Source organism: Sphingobium yanoikuyae (assembly GCF_013001025.1).
GTDB lineage: Bacteria > Pseudomonadota > Alphaproteobacteria > Sphingomonadales > Sphingomonadaceae > Sphingobium > Sphingobium yanoikuyae_A.
Genome location: NZ_CP053021.1, coordinates 4,682,879 through 4,707,914, shown reverse-complemented (window position 1 = coordinate 4,707,914; position 25,036 = coordinate 4,682,879). Strand labels below are relative to the sequence as shown.

Annotated in this window: 22 protein-coding genes; 4 read left to right on the top strand and 18 right to left on the bottom strand. The window is 65.5% G+C overall.

Annotation, left to right across the window (positions count from 1 at the left end; genetic code table 11):
- Nucleotides 1–3: 3 nt before the first annotated feature.
- From HH800_RS22660 to HH800_RS22620, 9 genes are all read right to left on the bottom strand, one after another.
- On the bottom strand, nucleotides 4–1,038 hold the full coding sequence (locus HH800_RS22660; protein ID WP_010336391.1) for a LacI family DNA-binding transcriptional regulator: 1,035 nt from the start codon (nucleotides 1,036–1,038) through the stop codon (nucleotides 4–6).
- Nucleotides 1,039–1,111: 73 nt separating this feature from the next.
- A complete protein-coding gene (locus HH800_RS22655) occupies nucleotides 1,112–2,794 on the bottom strand; it encodes a GMC oxidoreductase (RefSeq protein WP_169862560.1) in 1,683 nt (560 codons plus the stop codon).
- A 42-nt stretch (nucleotides 2,795–2,836) separates the two neighbouring features.
- Nucleotides 2,837–3,685 carry a sugar phosphate isomerase/epimerase family protein gene (locus HH800_RS22650; protein WP_169862558.1) on the bottom strand — a complete coding sequence of 283 codons (849 nt, stop codon included), beginning with the start codon at nucleotides 3,683–3,685 and terminating at the stop codon, nucleotides 2,837–2,839.
- Complete coding sequence (locus tag HH800_RS22645; protein ID WP_004209525.1) at nucleotides 3,682–4,245, bottom strand: gluconate 2-dehydrogenase subunit 3 family protein; 564 nt, start codon at nucleotides 4,243–4,245, stop codon at nucleotides 3,682–3,684. The genes HH800_RS22650 and HH800_RS22645 overlap by 4 nt, the downstream gene beginning before the upstream one ends.
- Complete coding sequence (locus HH800_RS22640) at nucleotides 4,242–5,108, bottom strand: 3-keto-disaccharide hydrolase (RefSeq protein ID WP_169862556.1); 867 nt, start codon at nucleotides 5,106–5,108, stop codon at nucleotides 4,242–4,244. The genes HH800_RS22645 and HH800_RS22640 overlap by 4 nt, the downstream gene beginning before the upstream one ends.
- 18 nt (nucleotides 5,109–5,126) lie before the next feature.
- Nucleotides 5,127–6,041: a hydroxypyruvate isomerase family protein gene (locus HH800_RS22635; protein ID WP_169862555.1), complete on the bottom strand. Its 915-nt coding sequence runs from the start codon at nucleotides 6,039–6,041 to the stop codon at nucleotides 5,127–5,129.
- A complete protein-coding gene (locus HH800_RS22630) occupies nucleotides 6,038–7,330 on the bottom strand; it encodes an MFS transporter (RefSeq protein WP_004209522.1) in 1,293 nt (430 codons plus the stop codon). Before HH800_RS22630 ends, HH800_RS22635 begins: the two co-directional genes overlap by 4 nt.
- A gap of 68 nt (nucleotides 7,331–7,398) precedes the next feature.
- The gene (locus HH800_RS22625; RefSeq protein WP_169862553.1) at nucleotides 7,399–8,463 is read right to left on the bottom strand and encodes a sugar phosphate isomerase/epimerase family protein; all 1,065 of its coding nucleotides are present in this window, start codon (nucleotides 8,461–8,463) and stop codon (nucleotides 7,399–7,401) included.
- Nucleotides 8,460–8,828 carry a c-type cytochrome gene (locus HH800_RS22620; protein WP_026109143.1) on the bottom strand — a complete coding sequence of 123 codons (369 nt, stop codon included), beginning with the start codon at nucleotides 8,826–8,828 and terminating at the stop codon, nucleotides 8,460–8,462. Before HH800_RS22620 ends, HH800_RS22625 begins: the two co-directional genes overlap by 4 nt.
- Before the next feature lie 127 nt (nucleotides 8,829–8,955).
- On the opposite strand from HH800_RS22620, the gene HH800_RS22615 reads away from it, so the two are divergent.
- Complete coding sequence (locus tag HH800_RS22615) at nucleotides 8,956–10,092, top strand: Gfo/Idh/MocA family protein (RefSeq protein WP_169862552.1); 1,137 nt, start codon at nucleotides 8,956–8,958, stop codon at nucleotides 10,090–10,092.
- A 45-nt stretch (nucleotides 10,093–10,137) separates the two neighbouring features.
- Here the strand turns inward: HH800_RS22615 and HH800_RS22610 are convergent, their stop codons facing one another.
- The 7 genes from HH800_RS22610 to mobA all read right to left on the bottom strand — a co-directional run bounded on the left by HH800_RS22610 (nucleotide 10,138) and on the right by mobA (nucleotide 20,065).
- On the bottom strand, nucleotides 10,138–11,283 hold the full coding sequence (locus tag HH800_RS22610) for a glycoside hydrolase family 43 protein (RefSeq protein WP_169862550.1): 1,146 nt from the start codon (nucleotides 11,281–11,283) through the stop codon (nucleotides 10,138–10,140).
- A gap of 77 nt (nucleotides 11,284–11,360) precedes the next feature.
- Nucleotides 11,361–12,374, bottom strand: coding sequence for a cupin-like domain-containing protein (locus HH800_RS22605; protein WP_169862549.1), 1,014 nt, complete (start codon nucleotides 12,372–12,374; stop codon nucleotides 11,361–11,363).
- Nucleotides 12,371–13,081 carry a SapC family protein gene (locus tag HH800_RS22600; protein ID WP_169862547.1) on the bottom strand — a complete coding sequence of 237 codons (711 nt, stop codon included), beginning with the start codon at nucleotides 13,079–13,081 and terminating at the stop codon, nucleotides 12,371–12,373. The genes HH800_RS22605 and HH800_RS22600 overlap by 4 nt, the downstream gene beginning before the upstream one ends.
- A 149-nt stretch (nucleotides 13,082–13,230) precedes the next feature.
- Entirely contained in the window at nucleotides 13,231–16,305 is a 3,075-nt protein-coding gene (locus HH800_RS22595; protein ID WP_169862545.1) for a TonB-dependent receptor, read from the bottom strand.
- A 234-nt stretch (nucleotides 16,306–16,539) separates the two neighbouring features.
- Nucleotides 16,540–18,051 carry a tryptophan halogenase family protein gene (locus tag HH800_RS22590; protein ID WP_169863402.1) on the bottom strand — a complete coding sequence of 504 codons (1,512 nt, stop codon included), beginning with the start codon at nucleotides 18,049–18,051 and terminating at the stop codon, nucleotides 16,540–16,542.
- Nucleotides 18,052–18,098: 47 nt separating this feature from the next.
- Nucleotides 18,099–19,400, bottom strand: coding sequence for a cation:proton antiporter (locus HH800_RS22585; RefSeq protein ID WP_169862543.1), 1,302 nt, complete (start codon nucleotides 19,398–19,400; stop codon nucleotides 18,099–18,101).
- Between the two features lie 125 nt (nucleotides 19,401–19,525).
- On the bottom strand, nucleotides 19,526–20,065 hold the full coding sequence (gene mobA / locus HH800_RS22580) for a molybdenum cofactor guanylyltransferase (RefSeq protein ID WP_169862541.1): 540 nt from the start codon (nucleotides 20,063–20,065) through the stop codon (nucleotides 19,526–19,528).
- Between the two features lie 72 nt (nucleotides 20,066–20,137).
- On the opposite strand from mobA, the gene HH800_RS22575 reads away from it, so the two are divergent.
- Together HH800_RS22575 and HH800_RS22570 are read left to right on the top strand one after the other, a co-directional pair.
- Nucleotides 20,138–21,358 carry a cupin domain-containing protein gene (locus HH800_RS22575; RefSeq protein WP_169862540.1) on the top strand — a complete coding sequence of 407 codons (1,221 nt, stop codon included), beginning with the start codon at nucleotides 20,138–20,140 and terminating at the stop codon, nucleotides 21,356–21,358.
- Complete coding sequence (locus tag HH800_RS22570) at nucleotides 21,346–21,912, top strand: pseudouridine synthase (RefSeq protein WP_169862538.1); 567 nt, start codon at nucleotides 21,346–21,348, stop codon at nucleotides 21,910–21,912. Before HH800_RS22575 ends, HH800_RS22570 begins: the two co-directional genes overlap by 13 nt.
- A 671-nt stretch (nucleotides 21,913–22,583) precedes the next feature.
- Here the strand turns inward: HH800_RS22570 and HH800_RS29165 are convergent.
- Entirely contained in the window at nucleotides 22,584–22,763 is a 180-nt protein-coding gene (locus tag HH800_RS29165) for a hypothetical protein (RefSeq protein WP_235681945.1), read from the bottom strand.
- A 27-nt stretch (nucleotides 22,764–22,790) separates the two neighbouring features.
- Entirely contained in the window at nucleotides 22,791–22,919 is a 129-nt protein-coding gene (locus tag HH800_RS29405) for a hypothetical protein (RefSeq protein WP_268932897.1), read from the bottom strand.
- A 271-nt stretch (nucleotides 22,920–23,190) separates the two neighbouring features.
- Here HH800_RS29405 and HH800_RS22560 point away from each other — a divergent pair, with 271 nt between their 5' ends.
- On the top strand, nucleotides 23,191–25,035 hold the full coding sequence (locus HH800_RS22560; RefSeq protein ID WP_169862537.1) for an ABCB family ABC transporter ATP-binding protein/permease: 1,845 nt from the start codon (nucleotides 23,191–23,193) through the stop codon (nucleotides 25,033–25,035).
- The last annotated feature ends 1 nt before the right edge of the window (nucleotide 25,036 follow it).

Genomic DNA, 25,036 nt, shown 5'->3' with positions numbered 1-25,036 from the left:
ACCCTAAGTGCTGGCCGGCGCGATCGACGCGCGCTGCACCAGTTGATGGTCGAATATCTCGTCGCTGACGCGCATCCCGCCCTTGCCGAGCGCGCCGATCAGGCATTGGGTGGCGCGAAAGGCCATGTCCTCGACCGGCTGGCGGATCACGGTCAGCGGCGGCCAGACGCGCGAGGCGAGGATGGTGTCGTCGAACCCGGTGACGCTCAGATCATGGGGCAGGGTCAGCCCCATCTGTCCGGCCTGGGCGATGACGCCCGCCGCCAGATCGTCGCTGCTGCACAGGATCGCGGTCGGCCGGTCGGGCCGGGCGAGCAGCGCCTGCGCCGCCGCCATGCCGGACGCATGGTCGAACGCGCTGTGCTCGACGATCAGGCTGTCGTCCACGCGCAGGCCGGCATCCTGGAGGGCGGCGTAGAAGCCGTCGAGCCGGGCGGCGACCACGCTGTAATGATCGGGGCCGGCGACATAGGCGATGCGGCGATGGCCATCGGCGATGACGCGTCGGGTCAACGCCTCCATCGCCGCCTGATTGTCGATCCGCACCGTCGATATGCCTGACAGCGGCGTGCCGGTGGCGATCGCGGCGAAAGGCACGCCGAGCGCCGGCAATATCGCCGATCCGCTCAACTGCTCGGCAAAGGGCGGGATCAGCAGCAGTGCGTCGGCGCCACTGCGCACCAGTTCCTGGGCGATGCGTTCGGCCTCGTCCAGCGTCACGCCATCGCCGTCGCGCAGGATCAGTTGCAGCCCATTGGCGTTGGTCGCCCGCAGCGATCCGACCAGTACCGCGTCGAGAAAGGGCGTGCGCCGGTTGCTGTAGATGAGGCCCACCGTCGTCGCCCGCGCCTTGGCCAGGCGACGGGCGGCCAGATTGGGCACATAGCCCAGTTCCGCGATCGCCGCCTGCACCGTCGCGACCGTGGTCGCGCTGGCGCGGCCGGCGCCGTTGATGACGTTGGATACCGTCATCGCCGACACGCCGGCCCGTTCCGCCACGGCGCGGATCGTCACGCCATTTTCCCGCCGCCGGGCCATCAGAAGCTCATCCTCATGGCCCCTGATAGCCGGTTTTGCGGCGCAGCACAGCGTCGGGAGTGGGCCGACGCTGTCAGACCCGGCCTGCCTTCATTTCCTTGACCGCATGGTCGACCGCGCGGGCAGTCAGCGCCATGAAGGTCAGCGACGGATTGACGCAGGAGATGGACGCCATCTGCGCGCCGTCGGTCACGAACAGATTGCTGGCATCATGCGCCTGGCTCCACTGGTTGAGCACCGATGCGCGCGGATCGGCACCCATGCGTGCGCCGCCCATTTCGTGGATGGCGTCGCCCGGCACATGTTCGCGGACCGAACTGGTGACGTTGGTCAGGCCCGCCGCACGCAGCATCTTTTCGCCCTGTTCGCGCGCGTCCGCCATCATCCGCATCTCGTTGTCGCGGAAGGTGACGTTGAACTGCATCAGCGGCATACCGAACCGGTCGGTCTTGTCGGGGCTCAGCGCGACATAATTATCCTCATAGGGCAGGCATTCGCCAAAGGCGCCCATCTGGAATTTCCAGCCGCCATATTTGCGCATGCCCTGCTTCATCGATGCGCCGAAGCCGACCGGCTTGGACGGCTCGCGATAGGCGCCGCCCTGATAGCCATAGCCGCGCTTGAAGCCGACATCCTCGCTGTCGCCATTGTTGCGGAAGCGCGGGACATAGATGGCGCCGGGGCGGCGGCCATATTCGATGAACTCCTCCATGCCGGGGATGTCGCCCTTCACGCCGACGCGGAAGATATGGTCCATGACATAGCGGCCCAGCGTCCCGCTGCTGTCGAAATGGCTCTTGCCGCTGCCCGCCGGGCGCGAGTTCATCAGGATCTGGGTCGAGGCCAGCGCTGACGCGCACAGGAACACAAGCCGCGCGGTCACGGTTTCGGCCTGCCCGGTCTTGGCATCGACGAAGCGCACGCCGCTGACCTTCTTGGTCGCCGGATCATAATCGAGGTTGGTGACGACCGCGTCGGACCGCAAGGTCAGCCGCCCGGTCGCCCGCGCAGCCGGCAGCGTGACCGCCTGGGTCGAGAAATAGGCGCCGAAGGAACAGCCGTTGCCGCACTGGTTGCGCAGCTGGCATTTGGTGCGGTTCTGTTCCGGCTTGTCCTCGGTCATGTTGGACAGGCGGGCATTGATCATCTTGCGGCCGGGGAATTGCGTTTCCAGCCGCTGCTTCATCCATTTTTCCGCGATGTTCATCGGCATCGGCGGCTGGAACTCGCTGTCGGGCAGATAGGCCAGATTCTCGCGCGATCCCGATACGCCGATATATTTTTCGACATAGCTGTACCAAGGGACCAGATCCTCATAGCGGATCGGCCAGTCGCCGCCGATGCCCTCGCGCTTGTTCGCCTCGAAATCGGCCGGGCTCCAGCGGAAGCTCCAGCGGCCCCAGATCAGCGATTTGCCACCGACCGCCGCGGGGCGGATCCAGTAGAATTTGCTGCCCGCGCCATAATCATAGGGGTTCAGCCGGTCATTATTATAGAAGGCCTGGTTGCTGGGCGCGACATAGCCATGCTGGGCGATGAAATAATCGCTCTGCTTGAGCGGGTCGGGCATGATGTTGCGAGCGGGCACCTCATAGGCGGGCTTGCCGTCATAGGCATAATCCTCGCCATGTTCGACCATATGGCCGCGGTCGAGCATCAGCACCCGCAGCCCCTTTTCCGTCAATTCCTTGGCAGCCCAGCCGCCGCTGATGCCCGAACCGATGACGATCGCATCGTACCTGTCTGTCGAAGCCATGATGTCCTCTCCTGGAGTTTTCTGTCTTGAGGCAGGTGGGGATCAGAAGCGCAGCGCGCGCAGCGTCTGGAAGCTCTTGGTGATGTCGGGAATATAGGGCGCGGGCGCCTGGTCATTCTCGACATAGAAATGCTGGACGCCGGCGATGGCGTTGAGCTTGAAGATCGCGCCGAAATCGACCGTGCCGCTGCCGACCGAGGTCATGCTGCGATCCGCGCGCATATCCTTCACATGATAGGAATAGATGCGACCGGCCAGGCTGCGGATCAGCGCCTGCGGATCCTGCCCGGCATAGATCGCCCAGTAGAGATCCAGTTCGATCTTCACCAATTCGGGGTCGCACGCCTTCACCAGCTGGTCGAACAGGCTGACGCCATCCGGCTTGGTGGTGAATTCGAAATCATGATTATGATAGGCAAAGCCCAGGCCAGCGGCCTTGAGCTGCGCACCGAAGCGGTTGATGTTGACTAGCGCAGCCTTCCAAGCTTCCGCATTGCGATATTTGTCGACCATATAGGGCAGGACGACGGTGCCCGCGCCCAGCGTTTTTGCCATCGCCACGCTGGCATCGAACTTGTCGAGCAGCGCGTCATAGCCGATGTGCAGCGACGGGCAGGTGAGGCCCAGCCGGTCCATCGTGCTGCGCAGCAGCTTGTGGTCCATGGCGTCATAGCCGCCACCGCCAAATTCGACCTCGCGATAGCCGACCTTGGCGACCTTCTCCAAGGTGGCGACCGGATCGGCGGCGAACAATTCGCGCACGGTGTAGAGTTGCAGGCCGACGCTGGCGATCTTGCCGGAGGCCCTGGCGGCCTGCGCGGCGAAGGGAGAGGCGGCGAGGGCGGCCAGGCCGCCGGCGCCCAGCATCATGGAACGACGGTTGAGGTTCATGCGGAATAGACCTTGTTGACCTGGGAATAGGGGAAGGCGCCGTTATATTCGCCCGGCACCGGCAGATATTCGCGTTCCTGGGTGATCCCGATCTCGGACGTGTAATAGCCCACGATCACCATCTGCCGGAACGCCTCGAAAAACTCCTCGCCCTTGGGGATCTGGTCGTTCATCGCCAGGGTCAGCAGCGCGTCATGCTGCGCCGCCGATGCCTTGGTCGCGGGGATCTTGTAATCCTGCCAGCTGCGCGCATCGATTTCGGCCAGGCCGGCGATGATCGGGTCGCGATCCTCCGCCACCGACCAGTCGGCCAGCAATTTCTCGATATAGGCGGGGACGCCGGCCTCGATCGCGCCGGGCGTGTCGGTCGCCGGCAATATGCGTTCGCACAGCGCGGTCATCAGCGCCCGCTGATCGGGCGTGAACAGTTGCAGGCTGGGCGCGCCCTGGTCGATCACGCCAGCGGCCGGCATCACCCCGGCGGCGCGCGCCAGCGGCGCGAACAGCCCGGCGCCGAACATGGCGACCATGCCCGCCAGCGCATGTCTGCGGTCCATCATTGTCCTGCTCCCTTCAGATCCTGTGCGATGGCCTCGTCCGGCAGCGGCCGGACCCAGATGTTGCGGAACGACACGGGGCTGTCATGATCCTGCAACTGGATCGGCGCCTTGTCCCCATGGACCTGATATTGGGCGATCGACCGCCATTTGGTGGTGCCCAGCATCGCCTGATGATTCTGCACCAGCACGCCGTTCAGCAACGCGGTGACATAGGCCGGCCGGACCAGGCTGCCGTCGGCGGCGAAGCGCGGCCGTTCGAAAATGATGTCATAGCTCTGCCATTCGCCCGGCTGGCGCGACGGGTTCACCAGTGGCGGCTTCCAGGCATAGACCGCGCCGACCGTGCCGTCGGCATAGGTCGGGTTCTGATAGCCATCCAGGATCTGCACTTCGTAGCGCTGCATGAACCAGATGCCGCTATTGCCGCGATCCTGCGAGCTTTTGGTCGGCGGATTGGGCGACCGAAATTCAAGATGCAACTGGACGTCGCCAAATTCCTGCTTCGATATCAGGTTGTTCTCGCCGCCGCTCTGGCTGCGCGGCGGGATGGTCATGATCCCCTTTTCCAGCGTCCAGGGGCCACGCTCGCCGCGCCATGCGTCGAGCGACTGGCCGTCGAACAGGATGGTTGCGTCGGACGGTGCGCCGCCGGCCTGTGCACCGCCAGCCTGTGCCGCCGGGGTGACGACGGTGGGGGCGGGGCGATCGGGATCATGGACGTGCCAGTTGCCGCCGGGCAGGATCGGCGTGTCCTTGAAACCCAGCTTGCCAGGCTTGTCTTGCGCCTGCGCCGCTGTGCCCACCAGCAGAGCCGTGGCCAGCGCGATACCCGTCCCTGCAAAGCCAGTCGGGATGATTTTCATCCTCGTCCTCCTCTCATCTTATATTTGGTCGATGGCGCGATAAGCGGCGACCAGCCGATCCTCGCCCTCGCGTCCGGCCAGCGAATTGCCATGTTCCATGCCGATCACGCCGCCATAATTGCGGCCCCGCAGCCAGCGGACGATATTGGCGTAGTTGATCTCGCCGGTGCCCGGTTCCTTGCGGCCGGGATTGTCGCCGAACTGGATATAGCCGACCTCCGCCCAGCAGACCTCCAGCGTCGGGATCAGGTTCCCGGACTGGATCTGCTCATGATAGAGGTCCGCCAATATCTTGACGCCCGGACTGTTGGCGCCGCGCGCCACCGCATAGCCCTGGGCGATCGACTGCATATAGACGCCGGGATGGTTGGTCCGCGTATTGAGCGGCTCCATCACCAGCGTCAGGCCGTGCGGCGCGACGATGTCGCCGGCGCGGCGCATGCAATCGATGATCCGGCCGGTCTGGATATCCTGCGGCACCTTGCGGTCCATGAAGCCGGTGACGACGGTCGCATGTTTCGCGTTCAGCCGCTTGGCGACCTCCACCGATGTGCGGATGTCGGCCAGGAAGGCTTCGCGCTCGGCATCGTCATTGCTGCCGAGCAGCGGGCGGAACTCCGCCCATTTGGGCATGCTGGCGACGAACACGCCCATGGTCATGCCGCGCTGCGCCAGCGCCTTGGCCATGGCTTCCTGCTGTTCGACCGGACGCTTGCGCGCTTCATTATCCTCCCAGGCGCGAAAGCCCTGGTCGGCGGCATAGGCGATCTGCTCCAGCAATCCGCCCCGGCTGGCGAAGCTGCCTTCATGCGGGGCATAGCCGAGCGAGAAGCGGGCGGCATTGGAGGATCCCCTGCCGGCCGCAGCGGCGATGGCGGGGCTGGCGGCTGCGGCGACGCCGGCGGCGATCAGGTTTCTGCGCGACAGCTTCATGCCACGGCCTCCGCCCGACGACCGGCGCGCCGGTCGGACAGCCAGATCAGCCCGAACACGACCAGCAGGATCAGCGGCACGAAGGCGAGGCGGGCGAAGGATTGCGACGCGGCCGCATCCTCCACCGCGCGCAACGCCGGTCCGGTCAGGCGGGTGAAGGCTTCCGGCCCACCGGCCAGTTCCACCTTGGCCTGATCGAACATCTCGCCCAGCCGCGGCAGCACGAAGAAGCTGGCCAGCGCGCCGGCCGAGCCCACCAGCCCCAGCGCCCAGGCGTCACCGCGCGGATAACGTTCGGCCACCGACGCCAGCATCGTCGGCCACATCGCGCATACGCCCAGGCCCCAGACGGTGGAGGCGAGGATGGCGGAGGCGGGCGACTGCGCCTGCGACAGCATGAACAGGCCGATCGCGGCGAGCAGGCTCGACACCCAGAGCAGGCCGGGGTTGGACAGGCGGCCGGCGATCCGTCCGGCAAAATGGCGGAACACGAACATCAGCGCGCTGACATAGACCAGCAGCAATATGCCGCGCATGCCGACCCGGTTGCTGAGCGCGACGTCGAGCCACTGGCCCGGCGCCAGTTCGGACGAGGCGGTCAGGAACATCGCGCCGAACCAGATGAAGAAGCTGGGGCGACGGACCACCTCCAGCATCATGTCCTTCATCGCCCGGCTGCCGGCGGTGGCGGGCGGTGCGGGGAAGCGGGTGGTGGAGGCGATCAATACGACGCCGATGGCCGGGATATAGGCCAGCGCCATGATCGCCTGCCAGGGCAGCGCGGAGGCAAGGAACACGCCGGCAAGGCCGCCGACGATCAGCCCACCGGGATACCAGGCGTGCAGCACGTTGAGGCGATGGGTCGTATCCTCGGGATAGAGGCGGGCGGTCAGCGGATTGATCGACGCTTCGGCAAAGCCCCAGCCGATGCCCGACAGCAGCATGCCCAGCCATACGAGGTGATAGACGGTCATGCCGGTCGCCATGCTGCCCGCACCCACGATCAGCGTCGTGCCGATCAGGAAGGCGATGCCGCAGCCGATCAGCACGCGGCGGATGCCGATCGTGTCGAGAAAGGCGCTGACGACGAAGACGGTGATGGAAAAGCCCAGGAAGGCCGATCCCAGCGCCGCGCCGATCATCTCGCCGGCTGCGATCGGGGCGATCGGGTCGATCCATTCCGCCTTCAGGCTGCTCGCCACCGCCGCGCGGAGCGATGCGCTCATCGAGGCGGTGAACAGCGCCAGGACGCTCAGCCAGAAAAGTCTGTGCCGGTTAATCGCCGTCATATCGGCTCCTCTCCCTTTGGTCCCGCCGGCCTTCCGGTCAGGACATGTGTCGATCGTCGGTTGCGGCGTCAGCTGAGCCCCAGCCAGCGCCGGTTGTTGGCGGGATCACCGCCCCCTGCGAAATCGTCGAAGGCCCGTTCGGGCCGGCGGATCATGTGCGCCTCGATGAAGGGCGCGCCTTCGCGTGCGCCATCCTCGGGATGCTTCAGGCAGCATTCCCATTCCAGCACCGCCCAGCCGTCATAGCCATATTGGGTCAGGCGCGAGAATATGCCGGTGAAGTCGACCTGGCCGTCGCCCAGCGAGCGGAAGCGGCCGGGCCGGTCGATCCAGTCGGCATAGCCGCCATAGACGCCCGCGCGACCGGTCGGGTTGAACTCCGCATCCTTGACGTGGAACATCCTGATGCGGTCATGATAGATGTCGATGAACTGCAGATAGTCCATCGCCTGCAGCACGAAATGGCTGGGATCATAGAGGATGTTGGCGCGCTTGTGGCCGCCGACCGCCTCCAGGAAGCGCTCGAAGGTCAGGCCGTCATGCAGATCCTCGCCCGGATGCAGTTCGTAGCAGAGGTCGATCCCCTGTTCCTCGAACGCGTCCAGGATCGGGCGCCAGCGCTTCCCCAGTTCGGCAAAGGCCTCTTCCACCAGACCCGCCGGCCGCTGCGGCCAGGGATAGACGAAGGGCCAGGCCAGCGCGCCGGAGAAGGTCGCATGCGCCTTCAGCCCCAGCCGCCGGCTGGCCACGGCGGCCAGCTTCAGCTGCTCGACCGCCCAGGCCTGCCGCTCGGCCGGCTTGCCGCGCAGTTCGGCCGGCGCGAACGCATCGAATGCCGCGTCATAGGCCGGATGAACCGCGACCAGCTGGCCCTGCAAATGGGTGGACAGTTCCGAAATCTCGACCCCGGCCTCGCGGCAGCGGCCGATCAGGTCATCGCAATAATCCTGGCTTTCCGCCGCCAGCTTGAGGTCCATGCAGCGCGGATCATTGCTGGGCACCTGAATGCCCTTATAGCCCGCCTGCGCCATCCAGCGCGCGGCATTGTCCAGATTGTCGAATGGGGCGGCATCGCCCATGAACTGCGCCAGGAAGATAGCCGGGCCGCGCATCGCGCCCTTCGACGCCGTCATTTCACGCTCTTGAGATAGGTGATGATCGCGGCGCGCTTGGCCGGATCGGGCGTGGAAATGGGCATGCGGCTGCCGGGCACCTTCTTGGTCGGCGCGGCGAGATATTCGTCCAGCGCCTTCTCGTCCCATTTCAGCTTCGACGCCTTGAGCGCGGGGGAATAGTTGAAGCCGGCCAGGGTGCCGGCGGTGCGGCCGACGACGCCGACCAGATTGGGGCCAAGGCCGCTCTTGCCGCCGGGCTGCACGCTGTGGCAGGCGCGGCAGGCGTTGAAGGCCGGCGGCGCCGCTGGTGCGGTCTGCGCCTGGCTCGACATGGCGGGGATCATCACTGCGCCCGTTGCGAGCGCTACCAGGCCGAAGCCCATTACCCTTTGCACCCTCGACTCTCCGTCTTGTCTGTGGCTTTTATTTACCGGTAAACTGTTCCAATATGATCGGAAGATCAAGAGGCAGAATGAACGGTCTGTCGACTAATGGGAAAGAGGGATGAGGATGACAGGAAAAGCGTTGCGCCTGGGCATGGTCGGCGGTGGCGAAGGCGCCTTTATCGGAGCGATCCACCGCGCTGCCGCCGCACTGGATGGTGATTGGCGACTGGTGGCCGGCGCCTTCAGCGGCGACACGGATCGCAACCGGCGCTCGGGCGAGGCGCTGGGAATCGACCCGGCGCGCACCTATGATTCGCTCGACGCGCTGCTGGCGGGCGAACAGGCGCTGCCGGCGGACGAGCGGATCGACGCCCTGTCGATCGTGACGCCCAATCATCTCCATGCGCCGATGGCGATCGCCGCGCTCGACGCGGGTTTCCATGTCTTCTGCGAAAAGCCGATGGCGCTCGATCTGGCCGAGGCGCGCCAGATCGCTGCCGCCGCCGAACGCTCGGGCCGGCATTTCGGCCTCGCCTTCACCTATAGCGGCTATCCGCTGGTGGAAGAGGCGCGGGCGCGTGTCGCGCGCGGTGATCTCGGCAAGATCAGGCTGGTGCAGGTCGAATATTCGCAAGGCTGGCTCAGCCAGGCGATCGACCGCGACGGCAACAAGCAGGCCGAATGGCGCACCGATCCGGCCCGTGCGGGCCTCGGCGGTTGCCTGGGCGACATCGGCACCCATGCCTTTCATCTGGCCGAACATGTGTCGGGCCTGCGCGTCAGCGAAATCTGCGCCGACCTCAGCATCCATGTCGAGGGGCGCCGGCTCGACGACGACGTCAATGTGCTACTGCGCCTCGACAATGGCGCGCGCGGCATCCTCAAGGCGACGCAGGTCGCGGCCGGCGACGAAAATGGCCTGAAGCTGCGCATCCATGGCGAACATGGCGGGCTGGAATGGGCGCAGATGGAACCCAATACACTGACCCTGCGCTGGCTCGATCGGCCCGCCGAAGTGCTGCGCGCGGCCGGACCGGGCCTGCTGCCCTCCACCCTGCCGCTGCTGCGCACGCCCAGCGGCCATCCCGAAGGCTTTATCGAGGCGTTCGCCAATCTCTACCGCGCCTTCGCCACGCGCATCCGGGGCGGCGAAGCCTGGTTCCCGTCGGTCGGAGACGGCCTGCAAACCATGGGCTTCGTCGAAACCGTCATCGCCAATGCGGCGGGCGACGCCAAATGGACCACGCTGCCCGGCGCATGACATGAAAGGGGAAGCGCGACATGATCGCCGCGCTTCCCTCAATCCTCAGTGCGCCGCGCCCTTCTTGGGCAGCAGCGGATTGATCGTCTGGATGCTGCCATCGGCATTGTAGCGCAGTTCCGTCACCTTGACGTTGCGCAGGCGAGTCTGGCCCGACAACTGGCTGTCGGCATAGAAGAGCCAGGACTTGCCGCCCCATTCGACGATCGAATGGTGGGTGGTCCAGCCTTCGACCGGCTCCAGGATGCGGCCCTTGTAGGTGAAGGGGCCATAAGGGGAATCGCCGACGGCATAGACCAGATAATGGGTGTCGCCGGTCGAATAGCTGAAATAATATTTGCCATCATGCTTGTGCATCCATGACGCCTCGAAGAAGCGGCGATCATGGTCGCCACCCAGCAGCCGCTTGCCCTTGTCGTCCAGGATCTGGATCTCGCGCGGGGTCTCGGCAAATTCCAGCATGTCGCCGTTCAGCCTGGCGACGCGCGGCGCGATCGCCGGCTTGTCATCCTGCTTCAGGTCGGTCTTTGACCCGTCCGGATCATATTTCCCGCCGATATTGCGCTGCAACTGGCCGCCCCAGATGCCGCCGAAATAGATATAGCTCTGCCCGTCGGCGTCGGTGAAGACGGCCGGATCGATCGAATAGCTGCCCTTGATCGGTTGCGGCTGGGCCTTGAACGGTCCCATCGGATCCTTGGACGTGGCGACGCCGATGCGGAAGGCGCCTTCCTTGTCCTTGGCCGGGAAGTAGAGATAATAGGTGCCATTCTTGTAGGCCGCGTCGGGCGCCCACATCTGCTTGTCGGCCCAGGGCACATCCTTCACGTCCAGCGCCACAGGGCCGACCGTCACCGGCCCGCCGATCTTGTCCATCGACAGGACATGATAGTCGCGCATTTCGAAATGGCTGCCCAGATCATCCTCGGGCGTCGGCCCGTCAATGTCATGGCTGGGATAGACATAGATCTTGCCGTTCCACACATGGGCGGACGGATCGGCGGTGTAGATGTCGCTGACCAGCGGCTGGGACAGATATTCGGACGCATCGCGCTTGCCGCCCGCGGCATTGTCGGCCGCCTGCTCGGTCTTCTGCTCGCCCTTCTGTTCCGGCGCCTGCTGGCAGGCGGCGAGCGCCAGTCCCAGGGCCAGCGGCCATGCGTGCAGGCACATTCTGCGCTTGATCGTCATATCATCCTCTCCTTGCGATTTGCGCAATTGATAGCGTTATCATAAATCGCGCGCAACGCTCGATTGGCGCCGCCCTTTCAGCGGTTGAGGCGCTGCATCACCATCGCCCGCAGGCGTCGCGCCTCCAGCGGCGTCAGCGGCGCCAATGGCCCCTGTGCATGATCGGGCAGATGGTCGCGCGCATGCTCTATCGGTCCGAACAGATAATGGTCGAACAGCGCGCGCCAGGCCATGCGCTCGGGCTCCGGCCGCTCGCGGATGCTGAGCAGCCCGTGCAGCAGCGTCGCCATCGGCGTGTCGATGAAGTCGGGGACGGCGTCCCACCAATAGTTCATCATGATGTTGAAGCCGTCGCGCGCCTCGACCTGATGCCACCAGAGCGCCGGGTAGAAGAGCGCGTCGCCCGGCTCCAGTTCGGCCACCTCACCGGCCGCCAGCGCCTGCGCAAAGCGCGGATAACGCGCCAGATCGGGCGCAGCGGGATCGACCATGCTGACCACCTGGCCGCCGGGCGTCGGCGACAGCGGGCCGGGATAGAGATTGCTCACCTGATCGGGCGGAAAAAGGGTGAAGCGGCGCCGCCCGACCAGGCAACAGGCCAGGTTGTGCGAGCTGTCATAATGGGTCGCGGCGACTGTCCGGTTGCCGATCCACAGGCTGACGGTCGGCACTGCCGCACCGAACAGGCCGGGCAGGTCATGGTCGGCGCGCAGGCCGGGGAAATAGCGGTCGACATCGGTCGATCCGATATAGATGGCCGGCCCCTCGCCACTGGCATCCGCCCGGATCCTATCGAGATAATGGGGCAGCGGCGCCTGCCCGCGATCGAAATTGAAGCCGGTCAGTTCATCATTGTAGAAGAAGCGGCCCCCGGCCTCCTGCGCCCCGACATAGCCGGTAACCGGCGCGCCGCCATAATTGGCCAGCAATCGGTCCATCGCCGCCTGCGCCGATAGCCGCCCGGCAGCGACCAGCGGCCAGCCATCGACCAGTCCGCCGATCACGACCGGCCTCTGCGCCGCCATCAGATCGTCGAGCCAGCTAGGCGTCAGGTCGCTGGCGGCAATCCGCCGGGTCTGGCGCAGCGTCACGCCGCCTGCCGCGTCCGCTTGCGCAGGATCAGATCCTCGATATTGGCGAGCGAGGAGCGGATCGCATAGGCCAGTTGCAACAGGCCCGCCTGATGCAGCGCCTGCAGCGTCGGACCATCCAGCGCCTCCAGCCGATCGGCATCGATGGTGAAGCGACCGGCAATGTCATAGCGCTGCGCGTCATCGATCGCGATGTCCAGTGCGATCGGTGCCAGCAGCCCGGCCTGTTCGAACGCGGTGAACATCGGCGCGCTCAGGCCATGGCCTTCATGAATGGTGCGCAGCGCATCGGCGACATGGTCCAGATAGGGCGCGTTGCCGCCATGGGGCAGGAACAACGCTTCGCCCGCCGCGCCGACGCGCGGATCGTCCAGGTCGACATGGATCACCGGATGATCTTCGCCGTCGCGCTGCTGCATGCCGATCAGGAAAGGGCCGCGCCGATGGACGGCGGGCACATAGCGTGCGGTCCAGCCCCCGGCGTCGAGAAACAGATTTTCGTCGCGATCGAACCCCAGCAGCGCCGTGAGCTGCCAGGCGCCCTGGCCATCGCGCTGGATCAGGATCGGATATTCCCGCTGGATCGCGTCGATCTCGGTCGGGAAGATCAGGGTCTGGTTGACGGCATCGCCGAAGGCAGCGCCATTGCCCGGTGCGACCCGAAGCGCGGCATGGGTGATGGGATCGAGTATCATCGTGCTGGTCATGGAATATCCGGCGTGCCGCATGAACGGGCGGCCATAGTAGGGCGTCGGCGGCGCAGGAAAAGCCCTTTGCGTAGCCCGCCCCGATGCTGTCCGCCCGACGCAATTATGAAAGTCGGGGCCGCCCGGCAGGACGGCCCCGGCTCACCCCCTTAGAAGCGGAAGCGACCACCCAGCAGGAAGCGGCGATCCAGTTCCTGCGCATACCACAGGTTGCTCTTGTCGCGGCCATAGGTGCGGATGTCGCTCTCGGTCAGGTTGATCGCCTCGAACGAGACGGCAAACTGTTCCGACACATCCCAGCTGATGTTGAGATCGAGCTGGCCGAACGGGCGCACGAACACCGGGTTGCGATCGCCGCCGCCACGGTTGGCCGACTGCAGGAACTTGTCGCGCCAATTATAGGCGAGACGCGCCGACAGGCCGTTCTTGTCATAGATCAGCGTGGCGTTGGCGGTATCCGACAGGCCGACCAGCGCGAACTGGTCCTCGCTCGGATCGGCGCCGACATCGATGCCCACGTCACCCCGGACCAGCGTATAGGCCGCCGACACACCGAAACCGGTATTGCCGAAGAAATGCTGGGCCGCGAGTTCGAAGCCCCAGATCTTGCCCTGCCGGTTGTTGATCGGCTGCGTGACCTCGAAATCGTAGAGCGGATCATTAGCGTCCGGCGTCAGGTCGACTTCGGTCAGCACTTGGTCGATGAAGGCCTGGCTGAGCGCCCCGTTCGAATAGTTCGCCTGGAACTGCTGCGACGCGGCATCGATATTGCCCTGCTGCTGCAGCAATGCCGTCATCGTGAACAGGTTGACGTCGCTCGGGTCAGCCCCCAGCCGCTTGAGTTCAGCCAGTGCCGTGCCCGATCGCGATCCCGCCGCGCCCGAACTGACATCGCGCAGCCCGAACAGGTTGCGCGTCGTCTGGCCGGTGCCGACGAAATTCTGCACCCGCTTTTCGAACACGCCCGCCGAAATATAGCTCGACGGCTTGTAATACCATTCGAACGACAGATCGAGATTGTCGGAAATCAGCGGTGACAGGCGAGCATTGCCGGTCGAGCCAGTGGCAAAGCCACCGAGCGCGATCGGGCGCGGCGGCGTGCCGACCGAGCTTGCCACGAACAGATTGCCATAATCGGGCCGGGCAATGGTCTTGCTGAACGAGAAGCGACCGATGAAATTCTTCGCCAGCTCGATCTGGAAGTCCATCGCGGGCAGGAAGTTGTTGTAATTGCCGCTGTCCGAAACCGGCTGGACCTCATCCGACACCACCAGAGTGAAGTCGTTGTCCGACACCCAGTTGATCGCCTGCGGCACCGCCACCAGCGATGTCGAACGCACCTTGGTCCGTTCATAGCGCGCGCCGACCACCAGCGATGCCGGACGGCCCGCCAGTTCGCCCTTCCAGGTCAACTGGCCATAGGCGGACCAGATATCCTCCTTGACCCGGTTATCCTCCTGCTGGGTGATGCCGATCGCATTGCCGCGCTGGGCATAATAAGGCGACAGCGCATTATAGAGGTCGACGGCGCTGCCCTGGAAGGCGGTCAGCGTCGCGCCCTGGCCCTTGGCATCGAAATTGTCGAACTTGCAGACCAGGCAATATTCCTGCAGCACACCCGGCGCGACCGATGCGATATCGCCAACATTGCTGATGCCCCAGTCGCCCAGCGTCTGCTGCGTCTGGGTGCGGGTCTGGCGCATCTTGGACGTGCGGTAATTGGCGCCGACATCGAAGCGGCTGCCGCCATCATCCAGTTCCCAGCCCAGGTCGGCGCGGATCTCGTTGAGCCGCTGGCGCTGCGCCGAGGACACGGTGCGGCCCATCTGCGACCCCAGATCACCCAGATCCAGCACGCCATTATTATTACCGCGCAGGGCATCGTTGATGGTGATCGACTGGACCGGGATGGTGCCGCTGAAATCGGCCGACTGCGACGCCACGATCGGCGCGCCCAGGCCCACCAGCGTCGAACTCACGCCATTGGGATTGTCCGGGGAGCTTTGCGCCAGGCCGGTATGGCCGTCGATCGACAGGGTGACGCGGTCGTTGATCTCCCACTTGGCGTTCAGGCCATAATCCTGCAGCCGGTTGCGCACGCCGCGTTCGGCCTGTTCAAACGCCGCGTCCTTCACGCCGGCGATATTCTCCTGCAGATAGCTGGTCGTGGCGACCACTGGATTGCCGTCAAACTCCACCTGGGCGAAGGGCCGGTTGAACCAGTTGCCCTGGCTGGCGCGCTGCTCGCGCTGCTTGTTCTGGGCGAACAAAGCGTCGGCGGTGAAGGTCAGCGTCTCGGTCGGGCGGAATTGCACGACCGCCGATCCGTTGATGCGTTCGCGCGAGCCCTGCGAATAATAATAGCTGCTGTCATTGGGCACCGACACCAGGGTGTTGGGGTCGGTCGGCGCGTTCTTGATCTGGGTATTGGCGTTGACGAAGCCATTGGCCGGATCGGCGAACTGGCTGTAGCGGCGGATGTTCCAGTTGTTGACGGTCGCACCACGGGTCGAGAAATTGCGCTTCTGATAGCTGCCGAAGATCGACACGCCGAACACTTCATTCTCGTCGCGCCAGCTCAGCAGGCCCGATGCTTCGGGCGTGATCTTGGCCGGATCGCTCAGGCTCTTCTCGACGCTGGTGTCATAGAGCGCCTTGACGCCGATCGTTCCGCTGAAGCCCGCCTCGCGCGCGTCGAGCGGCTTGCGGGTGACGACGTTGATCGACGCGCCGATGCCGCCCGACGGGATCGCCGCGCGACCGGTTTTGTAGACTTCCAGCGTGCTGACGCCTTCCGACGCCAGATTGCCGAAGTCGAAGGAGCGGCTGGTGCCCGACGAATAGTCGGCATTCTGGTCGCCGCCGACGGAGGTGACATTGGCCGATGGCAGCGCGCGCCCGTTCAGCGTCACCAGGTTGAAGCCGCCGCCAAAGCCGCGGACCGTGACCTGAGACCCTTCGCCATTGACGCGATCGATCGACACGCCGGTGATACGCTGCAGCGATTCCGCCAGATTGGTGTCGGGGAACTTGCCGATATCTTCGGCCGAAATGGCATCGACCACACCGCTCGAATTGCGCTTGATGTCGATCGCGCGATCAAGGCTGGCACGCACGCCGGTGACAATAATGTCGGCTTCGGCATTCTGGACGGCGGCATCCTGCGCCTGCGCCACCGTTGGTGTAACGCTATACGTTAGCGCTATCAGAGACGCGCAACGCATGAATCTGGAATATGGTAAGCCCATTTCAGAATCCTCCCTTTTTTAACAGCTCGCCCACATCGAGCCTTATTGGACGTTCATGCTAGCCTAATGGCCAGCGTTGTCAATTATGATGCTATGATCGGTTAAAGTCCCTAAGGGTTTGATTTACAGATTTATATTTTACTGAAAATAATGGTTTTTTATGTTTTATTGTGCATTGCAAAAAATATTCTACCGATGCGCATTTTTTGACTAGACCAATTCTGCGGGACAATAGCGGCGCAGGAATTCGCGATGACTGGGCATCTCCGCCACGACCCCGGCAATGTCCTTGCGCATCCGCGCCAGTTCCTCGCGCAGCTGCGGTTCGGGCATCATCGCCGCGACATGATGATAGCCGCGCGGGTGCATGCCCTGACCCAGCAGCACCGATGACCAGCTGTCGACGCGGAACAGCTCATGCCCCAGTTGATAGGCGCGGCCATTTTCCTGCCACAGCGCCAGCCTTTCCTTCAGGCTGTCGGGTATCTCCATCGTCCGGCAATGATCCCAGAAAGGGGAATCGTCGCGCTGGGTCACATGATAGTGAAGGATGATGAAATCGCGGATATTCTCGAACTCCAGCCGTGACTTGCGGTTGAAATGGTCGAGCAGCGCGTCGTCGAACCCGTGGAAGGGAAAATCCTCGATCAATCGCGTCACCGCCGCCATCATCAGGTGGATGCTGGTCGATTCGAGCGGCTCGATGAAGCCGCCGGCCAGTCCCAGGCCAACGCAGTTCTTGTGCCAGGCCCTGGTCCGGGTGCCGGTCTTGAACCGCACCAGCCACGGGTCGACGATCGGTTCCCCCTCAATCTCCGCCAGCAGCCGGGCATGCGCCTCGTCGTCGGACATGAAATCGCTGGCAAAGACGAAGCCGTTGCCGTCGCGATGCTGCAGCGGGATGCGCCAGCGCCAGCCCGCCTCATGCGCGATTGCCGAAGTATAGGGCTGGGCCGGACCGTCGGAGGTGGACTGGACAGCGACCGCACGGTCGGTGCGGATCCACTGGCCCCAATCCTCGAAGCCGACACCCACCGCCTCGCCCAGCAACAGCGATCGAAAGCCGGTGCAGTCGATGAACAGGTCACCCTCGATCCGCGTGCCCGATTCCAGCACCAGCGCCGCGATATGCCCGCTCTCGGGCGTCAGTTCGACATTGCGGATCTTGCCTTCGACCCGCTTCACCCCCGCCGGCTCGGCCAGGCTGCGCAGGAAGCGGGCATAGCGCGCGGCGTCGATATGATAGGCATAGCTGGGCGCGACCGAGCTGCTGAGCGACATGCGATTGGCCTCGCCCGCCGCCCATTCCAGGCAATATTCGCCCAGCTCGCCGCCAAAACCCTGCGCCCTGGCATGCAGCCAGAAATGGTGGAAATCGGCCATCCAGCTCCATTGCAGCCCGATCGTGCCAAACGGGTGGATATAGCGGTCGCCGACCCGCCCCCAATTCTTGAACTCGATGCCCAGCTTCACCGTCGCCTGTGCCTCGGCCATGAAGCGGTCTTCGCGGATCTTCATCAACTGGTGGAAACCACGGAAGGTCGGCACGGTGGATTCGCCCACGCCGATGGTGCCGATCGCGTCGGATTCAATCAGCGTGATGTCGATCAGCGGCCCCAGATGACGCACCAGCGCGGTCGCCGTCACCCAGCCGGCCGTGCCGCCGCCGGCGACCACCACCCGCTTCACCACCCGGTCGGACGTCGGAAAATCTGCATGCATGTCGGTCATTCCAGCGGAAGGGAAAAGAGGATGGGGCGCTGCATCGGTCAGGCAGCACCGGGCGTGGCGACGGTGCGCGCGCCGGGGTCATCGTCCGGCCCGTCGGCAATCGGGCCGTCCAGCCCCTTCCGGCGTGCCAGCCGGTCGATCGCCGGAACCGTCATCATCGTCGTCACGATCGTCATCAGCGCCAGCATCGCGAACAGTTCCGGCCCGATGATGCCGCGCTGCAGGCCGATATTGATGACCAGCAATTCCATCAGCCCGCGCGCGTTCATCAGCGCGCCGACGGCGAGCGCGGTGACATTGTCCTGCCCGGTCAGCCGCGCCGCCGCCCAGCAGGCGCCCCCCTTGGCCAGGATCGATGCCGCCAGGATCGCCAGCGCAACCAGCGCCAGCGACAGGCTATCGACCATCGTCACCTGCGTATTGAGGCCGGAGACGGTGAAGAAGATCGGCACGAGGAGGCCGATGGTCGTCGGCTCCAGCCTGCGGGCCAGCCCCTGCGACAGGATGCCGCGCGGCATCGCCACCCCCAGCAGGAAGCCGCCGAACACCGCATGAAGCCCGGCCATGTCCATCGCCCAGGCGCACCCGCCGAACAGCAGCAGCACGACCAGCAGCATGGCCGGCGTAACCCGCCCCTCCCGCTCTGCCCAGCGAGCCAGCGGCGCCAGCAGCCGGCTGCCCAGGAACAGCATGATGATCGCGAACAGCCCGCCGCCGCCCAGCGCCCGCACCGCGATCATCCCGTCCGCGCCGATGCAGGCGAGCAGGATCGCCAGAATCGACCAGGCGATCGCATCGTCGATCGCCCCGGCCGACAGCGCCAGCGCGGCGAGCGGCGTGCCGCCCAGCCCCCGTTCGCGGATGATCCGCGCCAGCACGGGAAAGGCGGTGATGGAAATGGCGACGCCGATGAACAGGGTCGCCTCGAACGGCGTGACCGTCGGCCCGAACAGCCCCATGGCCGACAGCCAGGGCGTCAGCGCCACCGCGCCCAGGAAGGGCGCGATGATGCCGCACAGCGAAACCGCAACGGCGCTGCCCGCCTGAAGATGGAAATGCGCGCGGCGAAAGCCGAGGCCGACGAGGAACATGTAGAGGCCGATGCCGGCCTGCGCGACAAATTGCAGCAGTGGCCGGGTCTCGATCGGGAAGAGCAGCGCCTGGGCCTGCGGCGCCAGCCAGCCAAACAGCGAGGGACCAAGCAGGATGCCCGCGATCATGTCGCCGATCACCCGTGGCTGGCGCAGGAACCGGCCGACCAGCCAGCCGGACAGGCGACAGGCGCCAAGAATGACGACCATCTGCACCGCCAACGCCGCGCCGACATGGACCAGATCCATGCACCCCTCCTTGCCCCTGTCCGGTGCATGGGAATCCCCGTTCCCCGCATCCGACGCGCCGGACAATGGCAGGATGGCGCAGGGGGACAAGTGTTTTTCGCATCTCGCCGCAAAAAATGGGAGCGCTACCCCCGATCGCGCCCGATCGCGGCCAGATCATCGGGCCGGTTGATATTGGGCAGCACCAGCCCCGGCAGCGTCACGGTGCGCGCATCGATCCGCGCCAGCCAGCCCCGGATCGACCGGTTGTTATCCTCCGCCAGATGCGCGTCCAGTTCGGGCGCCAGCGCGGCCGGCCACCAGCCGAGCAGTTGCTGCCCATCGAGGATCGCCGCCTGCTCGCCGATCAGCAGCGCGGGCAGGTCGGCGGGATAAAAGGGCATGTCGCAGCCGCTGGTCAGCACGCCGTCAAAGCCATGGGCCTGGGCATGATGTAGCGCGGCGTTGAGGCCGCCCAGCGGCCCCATGTCCGGCCCCGGCCGGTCGGGCAGGCTCAGATGTCCTTCCTCGGCCCGGCCACAGATTGCGATCGCGGCGACATGGGGGGACAGCGCATCGATCGCATGGTCGATCAGCCGCCGCCCGTCGAGCAGCGCCGCTGCCTTGTCGCTGCCGAAGCGGGTCGCGCGTCCGCCCGCCATTATCGCCCCCAACAGCCTGGCCATGCCCGCCCCTCCTGCCGATCCGGTCCCATCCGCTTTGACATTGGCAGGGCACAGGGGCAAGGGTTCGCGCCGATGGCAGGCGCGCCCCGCGCGCCGCCCCTTCCCGGCGAGACCCCGATGCATCTGCATGATTTCGATATCGACCTGTTCCTGCGCGACTATTGGCAGCAAAAGCCGCTGCTGATCCGCAATCCCTGGGCGCAATGGACCAATCCACTGGCGCCCGATGAACTGGCGGGCCTCGCCTGCGAGGAGGGCGTCGAGTCGCGGCTGGTGGTGCAGGCGGACGGCGACTGGAAAATGGAACAGGGGCCGCTGGCGGAGGATCGCTTCGCCGCGCTCGGCGCCAGCCCCTGGACCCTGCTGGTGCAGGCGGTCGATCATCAGGCGCCCGATGTCGCGGCGCTGATCGCCCCGTTCCGCTTCATCCCCGACTGGCGGATCGACGATGTCATGGTCAGCTATGCCAGCGACGGCGGCGGCGTCGGCCCGCATTTCGACCAATATGACGTCTTCCTGATCCAGGGCGCGGGCCGCCGCCGCTGGCGCATCGGCCAGGCGTGCGACGATAGCAGCCCGCTGCGCGCCCATGCCGATCTGCGCCTGCTGGCCGAATTCGACGCGACCGACGAATGGGTACTGGAACCCGGCGACATCCTCTATGTCCCGCCCGGCATCGCCCATGATGGCGTCGCGGTGGGCGATGATTGCATGACCTATTCGGTCGGCTTCCGTGCGCCGGCGCGCAGCGAACTGATCGAGGGCTGGACCGACCGGCTGCTCGAAGGGCTGGGCGAGGATGACCGCTATGCCGACCCCGCCTTGGCACGCCAGGCCAATCCCGGCGAGATCGCGCCGGCCGCGCTGGCCCGGTTGCAGGCGATGGTGCTGGAGCAACTGGGCGATCCGGCCGGCTTTGCCCGCTGGTTCGGCGAATATAGCAGCACCCGCAAATATCCCGAGATTGACTGGTCGCCCGAGGAGGCGATCGACCCGGCCACGATGCAGGCGCTGGTGGCGGAAGGCGCACCCCTGCGCCGCAATCCGGCCAGCCGCTTCGCCTTCGTCCGGGCGGAAGAGGCCATCCTGCTGTTCGTCGATGGCGCGTCGCATGACTGCACCGGTGCCAGCGCGGCACTGGCGCAGCAATTGTGCGCGGACAACGCGCTGGAGCTTGATCCGGCGCTGGCGGGCGACGCCGCCGCAATCGCGCTGCTGGTGCTGCTCCACAATCAGGGCAGCATCGCGTTCGAGGACGAAGAAGAGGAGGAGGACGACGCATGGGACGAATGATCCTCCTCAACAAGCCCTATGGCGTGCTCTGCCAGTTCAGCGACGAGCGCACCGGCCCGCCGCGCCCGACCCTGGCCGACTATGTCGACGTGCCCGGCGTCTATCCCGCCGGTCGGCTCGACCTCGACAGCGAGGGGCTGTTGCTGCTGACCGATGATGGCCGGTTGCAGGCGCGCATCGCCGACCCGCGCTTCAAGATGCCCAAAACCTATCTGGTCCAGGTGGAGGGCGACCCCGACGATGCGCCGCTGGCGGCGCTGCGGCGCGGCGTGCAGCTCAAGGACGGCATGACCCTGCCGGCGGAGGTCGAACGGATCGACGATCCCGCGCTGTGGCCGCGCGACCCGCCGGTGCGGTTTCGCAAGAGCGTGCCCGATTGCTGGCTGCGCCTCACCATCCGCGAAGGCCGCAATCGCCAGGTCCGCCGCATGACCGCGGCGGTCGGCCTGCCGACCCTGCGCCTGGTCCGCTGGCGCATCGGCGACTGGACGATCGACGACATCGCGCCGGGCAGCTGGCGGGAGGCGCCGGCGATCCTGCGCCAGGGCCGATAGAAGACGCCTCTCCCGAAGTTCACAGTGTAAACGGGCTTTTAGGGCCTTTTGCGCCGGTTTTGCCTCTGCGACGCGCCGGTCGCGCATCCATGACGCGTCACCTCCAACAGGGGGCGGGTCCGCGCACCGCGCCCGGATCGCCCCCGCCGCGCGCCGCCGACGCCACACCCACGCACCGGTTGCACGCCGGGCAGGCGCCGGATGGAGAAGACGGGGTGACGAAGGAACGCGCTGTCGCATCGCCAAGGGTAGACCAGAGACAGGGCGAATAGGAAAGCGGCGGACGATAACGGCCACGCGCGCGATCGGATCGCGTCCGGCGTGACATTGCTGGGGATGAGCGGAAGCGACTATCTCCCGTCATTGATGGCTGACGACCCAATACTGCCCTCTCCCTCGTCGTCATCCCGGACTTGATCCGGAATCCATTCAGCAATCCCTATCTGGCGCAGTGCAGAATGGATCCTGACTTTCGTCAGGATGACGCCTGTGGGGATTGGCAGGCTTCGACCAGATGCGGACGTTCCCTACTCCCCTCCCTTCCAGGGAGGGGCCGGGGGTGGGTGCGCCGCGCAGCGGCGGTCTACGGTCGATAGGGCAGAAGCTCGCTACGCTCGCAACCCACCCCAACCCCTCCCTGGAAGGGAGGGGCTATGCCTTGTCCCCACCCTTCACCCCTCCCGTTCGCGCGCCTTGACCTTGCGGACCTCGGCCAGCTGGCCCATCAGGATCGTCAGCGCATCGCGCTCCGCCTGTGGCAGATCCCTGGTCTCGAAATGGCGGATCAGCACTTCGAGCGCGTCGCCGATCCGGCCGATCTGCCGGCCATAGCTGCCGACCTCGTTCAGCACCGTGCGCTCTATGTCGGGACGTGCCGTCTAGCCGAGCGCGATATTGATGAGACCGACCTGACCGCCGCTCTGCGTCCAGGTCAGGGGATTGATCGCCTGCCACAATCGTTCGGGGGCCAAAGCCATGCTGAAGGGGGCTGCGCTGAAGGGTTCCATGCCGTGCTCCTTGTCGGGGAAGGATGACGGAGGCGAAGCCTGCCATGGCCGCCGCATCGGGGCAAGATGCTGTCCTACAGCAGCCCGCTTTGCTATTCTTGCCACCCGGTTCCCGACTTTTCGATAGGATCGGCGGGGCGCAAGAAAATGTCAGAATGTGCGGGAAATGTGCGAAGTTAAGCGGATCATCTCCAACAAGGGACGCTTTTGCGTGGCCGGCCGGATGGTCGCGCCACTGGATTGCCGCCCGTCATGCCCTAAATAGCGACAAATGCCCCCAGCCACGCCCGATTCCACGCCCCTTCCGCCCGCCTGGGCCACGCTGCGGCGCTTCATCCCCTATCTCTGGCCGGCCGATGCGCCGGCGCTGCGCCGCCGGGTCGCGGTGGCGCTGGCGCTGGTCGCGCTGGCCAAGGTCGTCACCCTCGCCATGCCCTTCGCCTATAAGGGCGCGATCGACCGGATGGCGCCGGGGCTGGAACCGGCCGCCGGCCTCGCCATGGCGCTGGTCGTTGCCTATGCCGGCGCGCGCTTTGGCGGCGTGTTGTTCGACAATCTGCGCAACGCCATTTTCGAGAAGGTCGGACAGGAAGCGGGCCGGCGCCTGGCCGACGATGTCTTCGTCCATCTCCACCGCCTGTCGTTGCGCTTCCATCTCGACCGGCGCACCGGCGCCGTCACCAAGATCGTCGAGCGCGGCACGAAAAGCATCGACACGATGCTCTATTTCCTGCTGTTCAACATCGCGCCGACGGTGCTGGAACTGCTCGCCGTCTGCGCCATCTTCCTGGTGAAGTTCGGCCCCGGTCTGGTCGCCGCGACGCTGGCCATGGTCGCCCTCTATATCTGGTTCACCCGCCTCGTCACCGAATGGCGCAACCAGTTGCGCCGCGACATGGTGGACATGGACACAAGTGCCGTTGCCCACGCCGTCGACAGCCTGCTCAATTTCGAGACGGTCAAATATTTCGGCGCGGAGGAGCGCGAGGCGCGGCGCTACGGCACCGCCATGCGCCGCTATGCCAAGGCGGCGGTAAAGTCGGAAAACAGCCTCGCCTGGCTCAATATCGGCCAGTCGCTGATCACCAACCTGATGATGGGCGGGGCGATGGCCTATACCGTCTGGGGCTGGAGCCGGGGGCAATTCTCCACCGGCGACGTGGTGCTGGTGAATACGCTGTTGTCGCAGCTGTTCCGCCCGCTCGACCTGCTCGGCATGGTCTATCGCACCATCCGTCAGGGCCTGATCGACATGGAGGCGATGTACAAGCTGATCGATACCGAGACGGAGGTGGCCGACGTGCCCGGCGCCCCGGCGCTGCAGGTGGCCGGCGGCGCCGTCCGTTTCGACGCTGTCCGCTTCGGCTATGATCCCGAGCGCGAAATCCTCCATGGCGTCAGTTTCGCGGTGCCGGCGGGCAAGACGCTGGCCATCGTCGGTCCATCGGGCGCAGGCAAGTCGACCATCGCCCGCATCCTGTTCCGCTTCTACGATATCCAGGGCGGCACCGTGTCGATCGACGGGCAGGATATCGCCGCTGTGACGCAGGCATCGCTGCGCGCCGCGATCGGCATCGTGCCGCAGGACATGGTCCTGTTCAACGACACGGTCGGCTATAATATCGGCTATGGCCGCGAAGGCGCGCGCCAGGAGGAAATCGAGGCGGCAGCCAAGGCGGCGTCGATCCATGATTTCATCATGAGCCTGCCCCAGGGCTATGACACCCGCGTCGGCGAGCGCGGCCTCAAGCTCTCGGGCGGCGAGAAGCAGCGCGTCGCCATCGCTCGCACCCTGCTGAAAGACCCGCCGCTACTGGTACTGGACGAGGCGACCAGTGCGCTCGACAGCCGCACCGAGACCGAGATTCAGACCGTGCTGCGCGACATCAGCCGCAAGCGCACGACATTGGTGGTGGCCCATCGCCTGTCGACCGTGGTCGATGCCGACGAGATCATCGTGCTGGACGCCGGCCGCATCGTCGAGCGCGGCCGCCATGCCGATCTGGTCCGCGCCGACGGTCTCTACGCCACCATGTGGGCGCGTCAGGCGACCGAACGCGACGACATGCCGCAGGAGCCAGGCGTAGAGGATATGTTCGAGGTCGCCCCGCAATAAA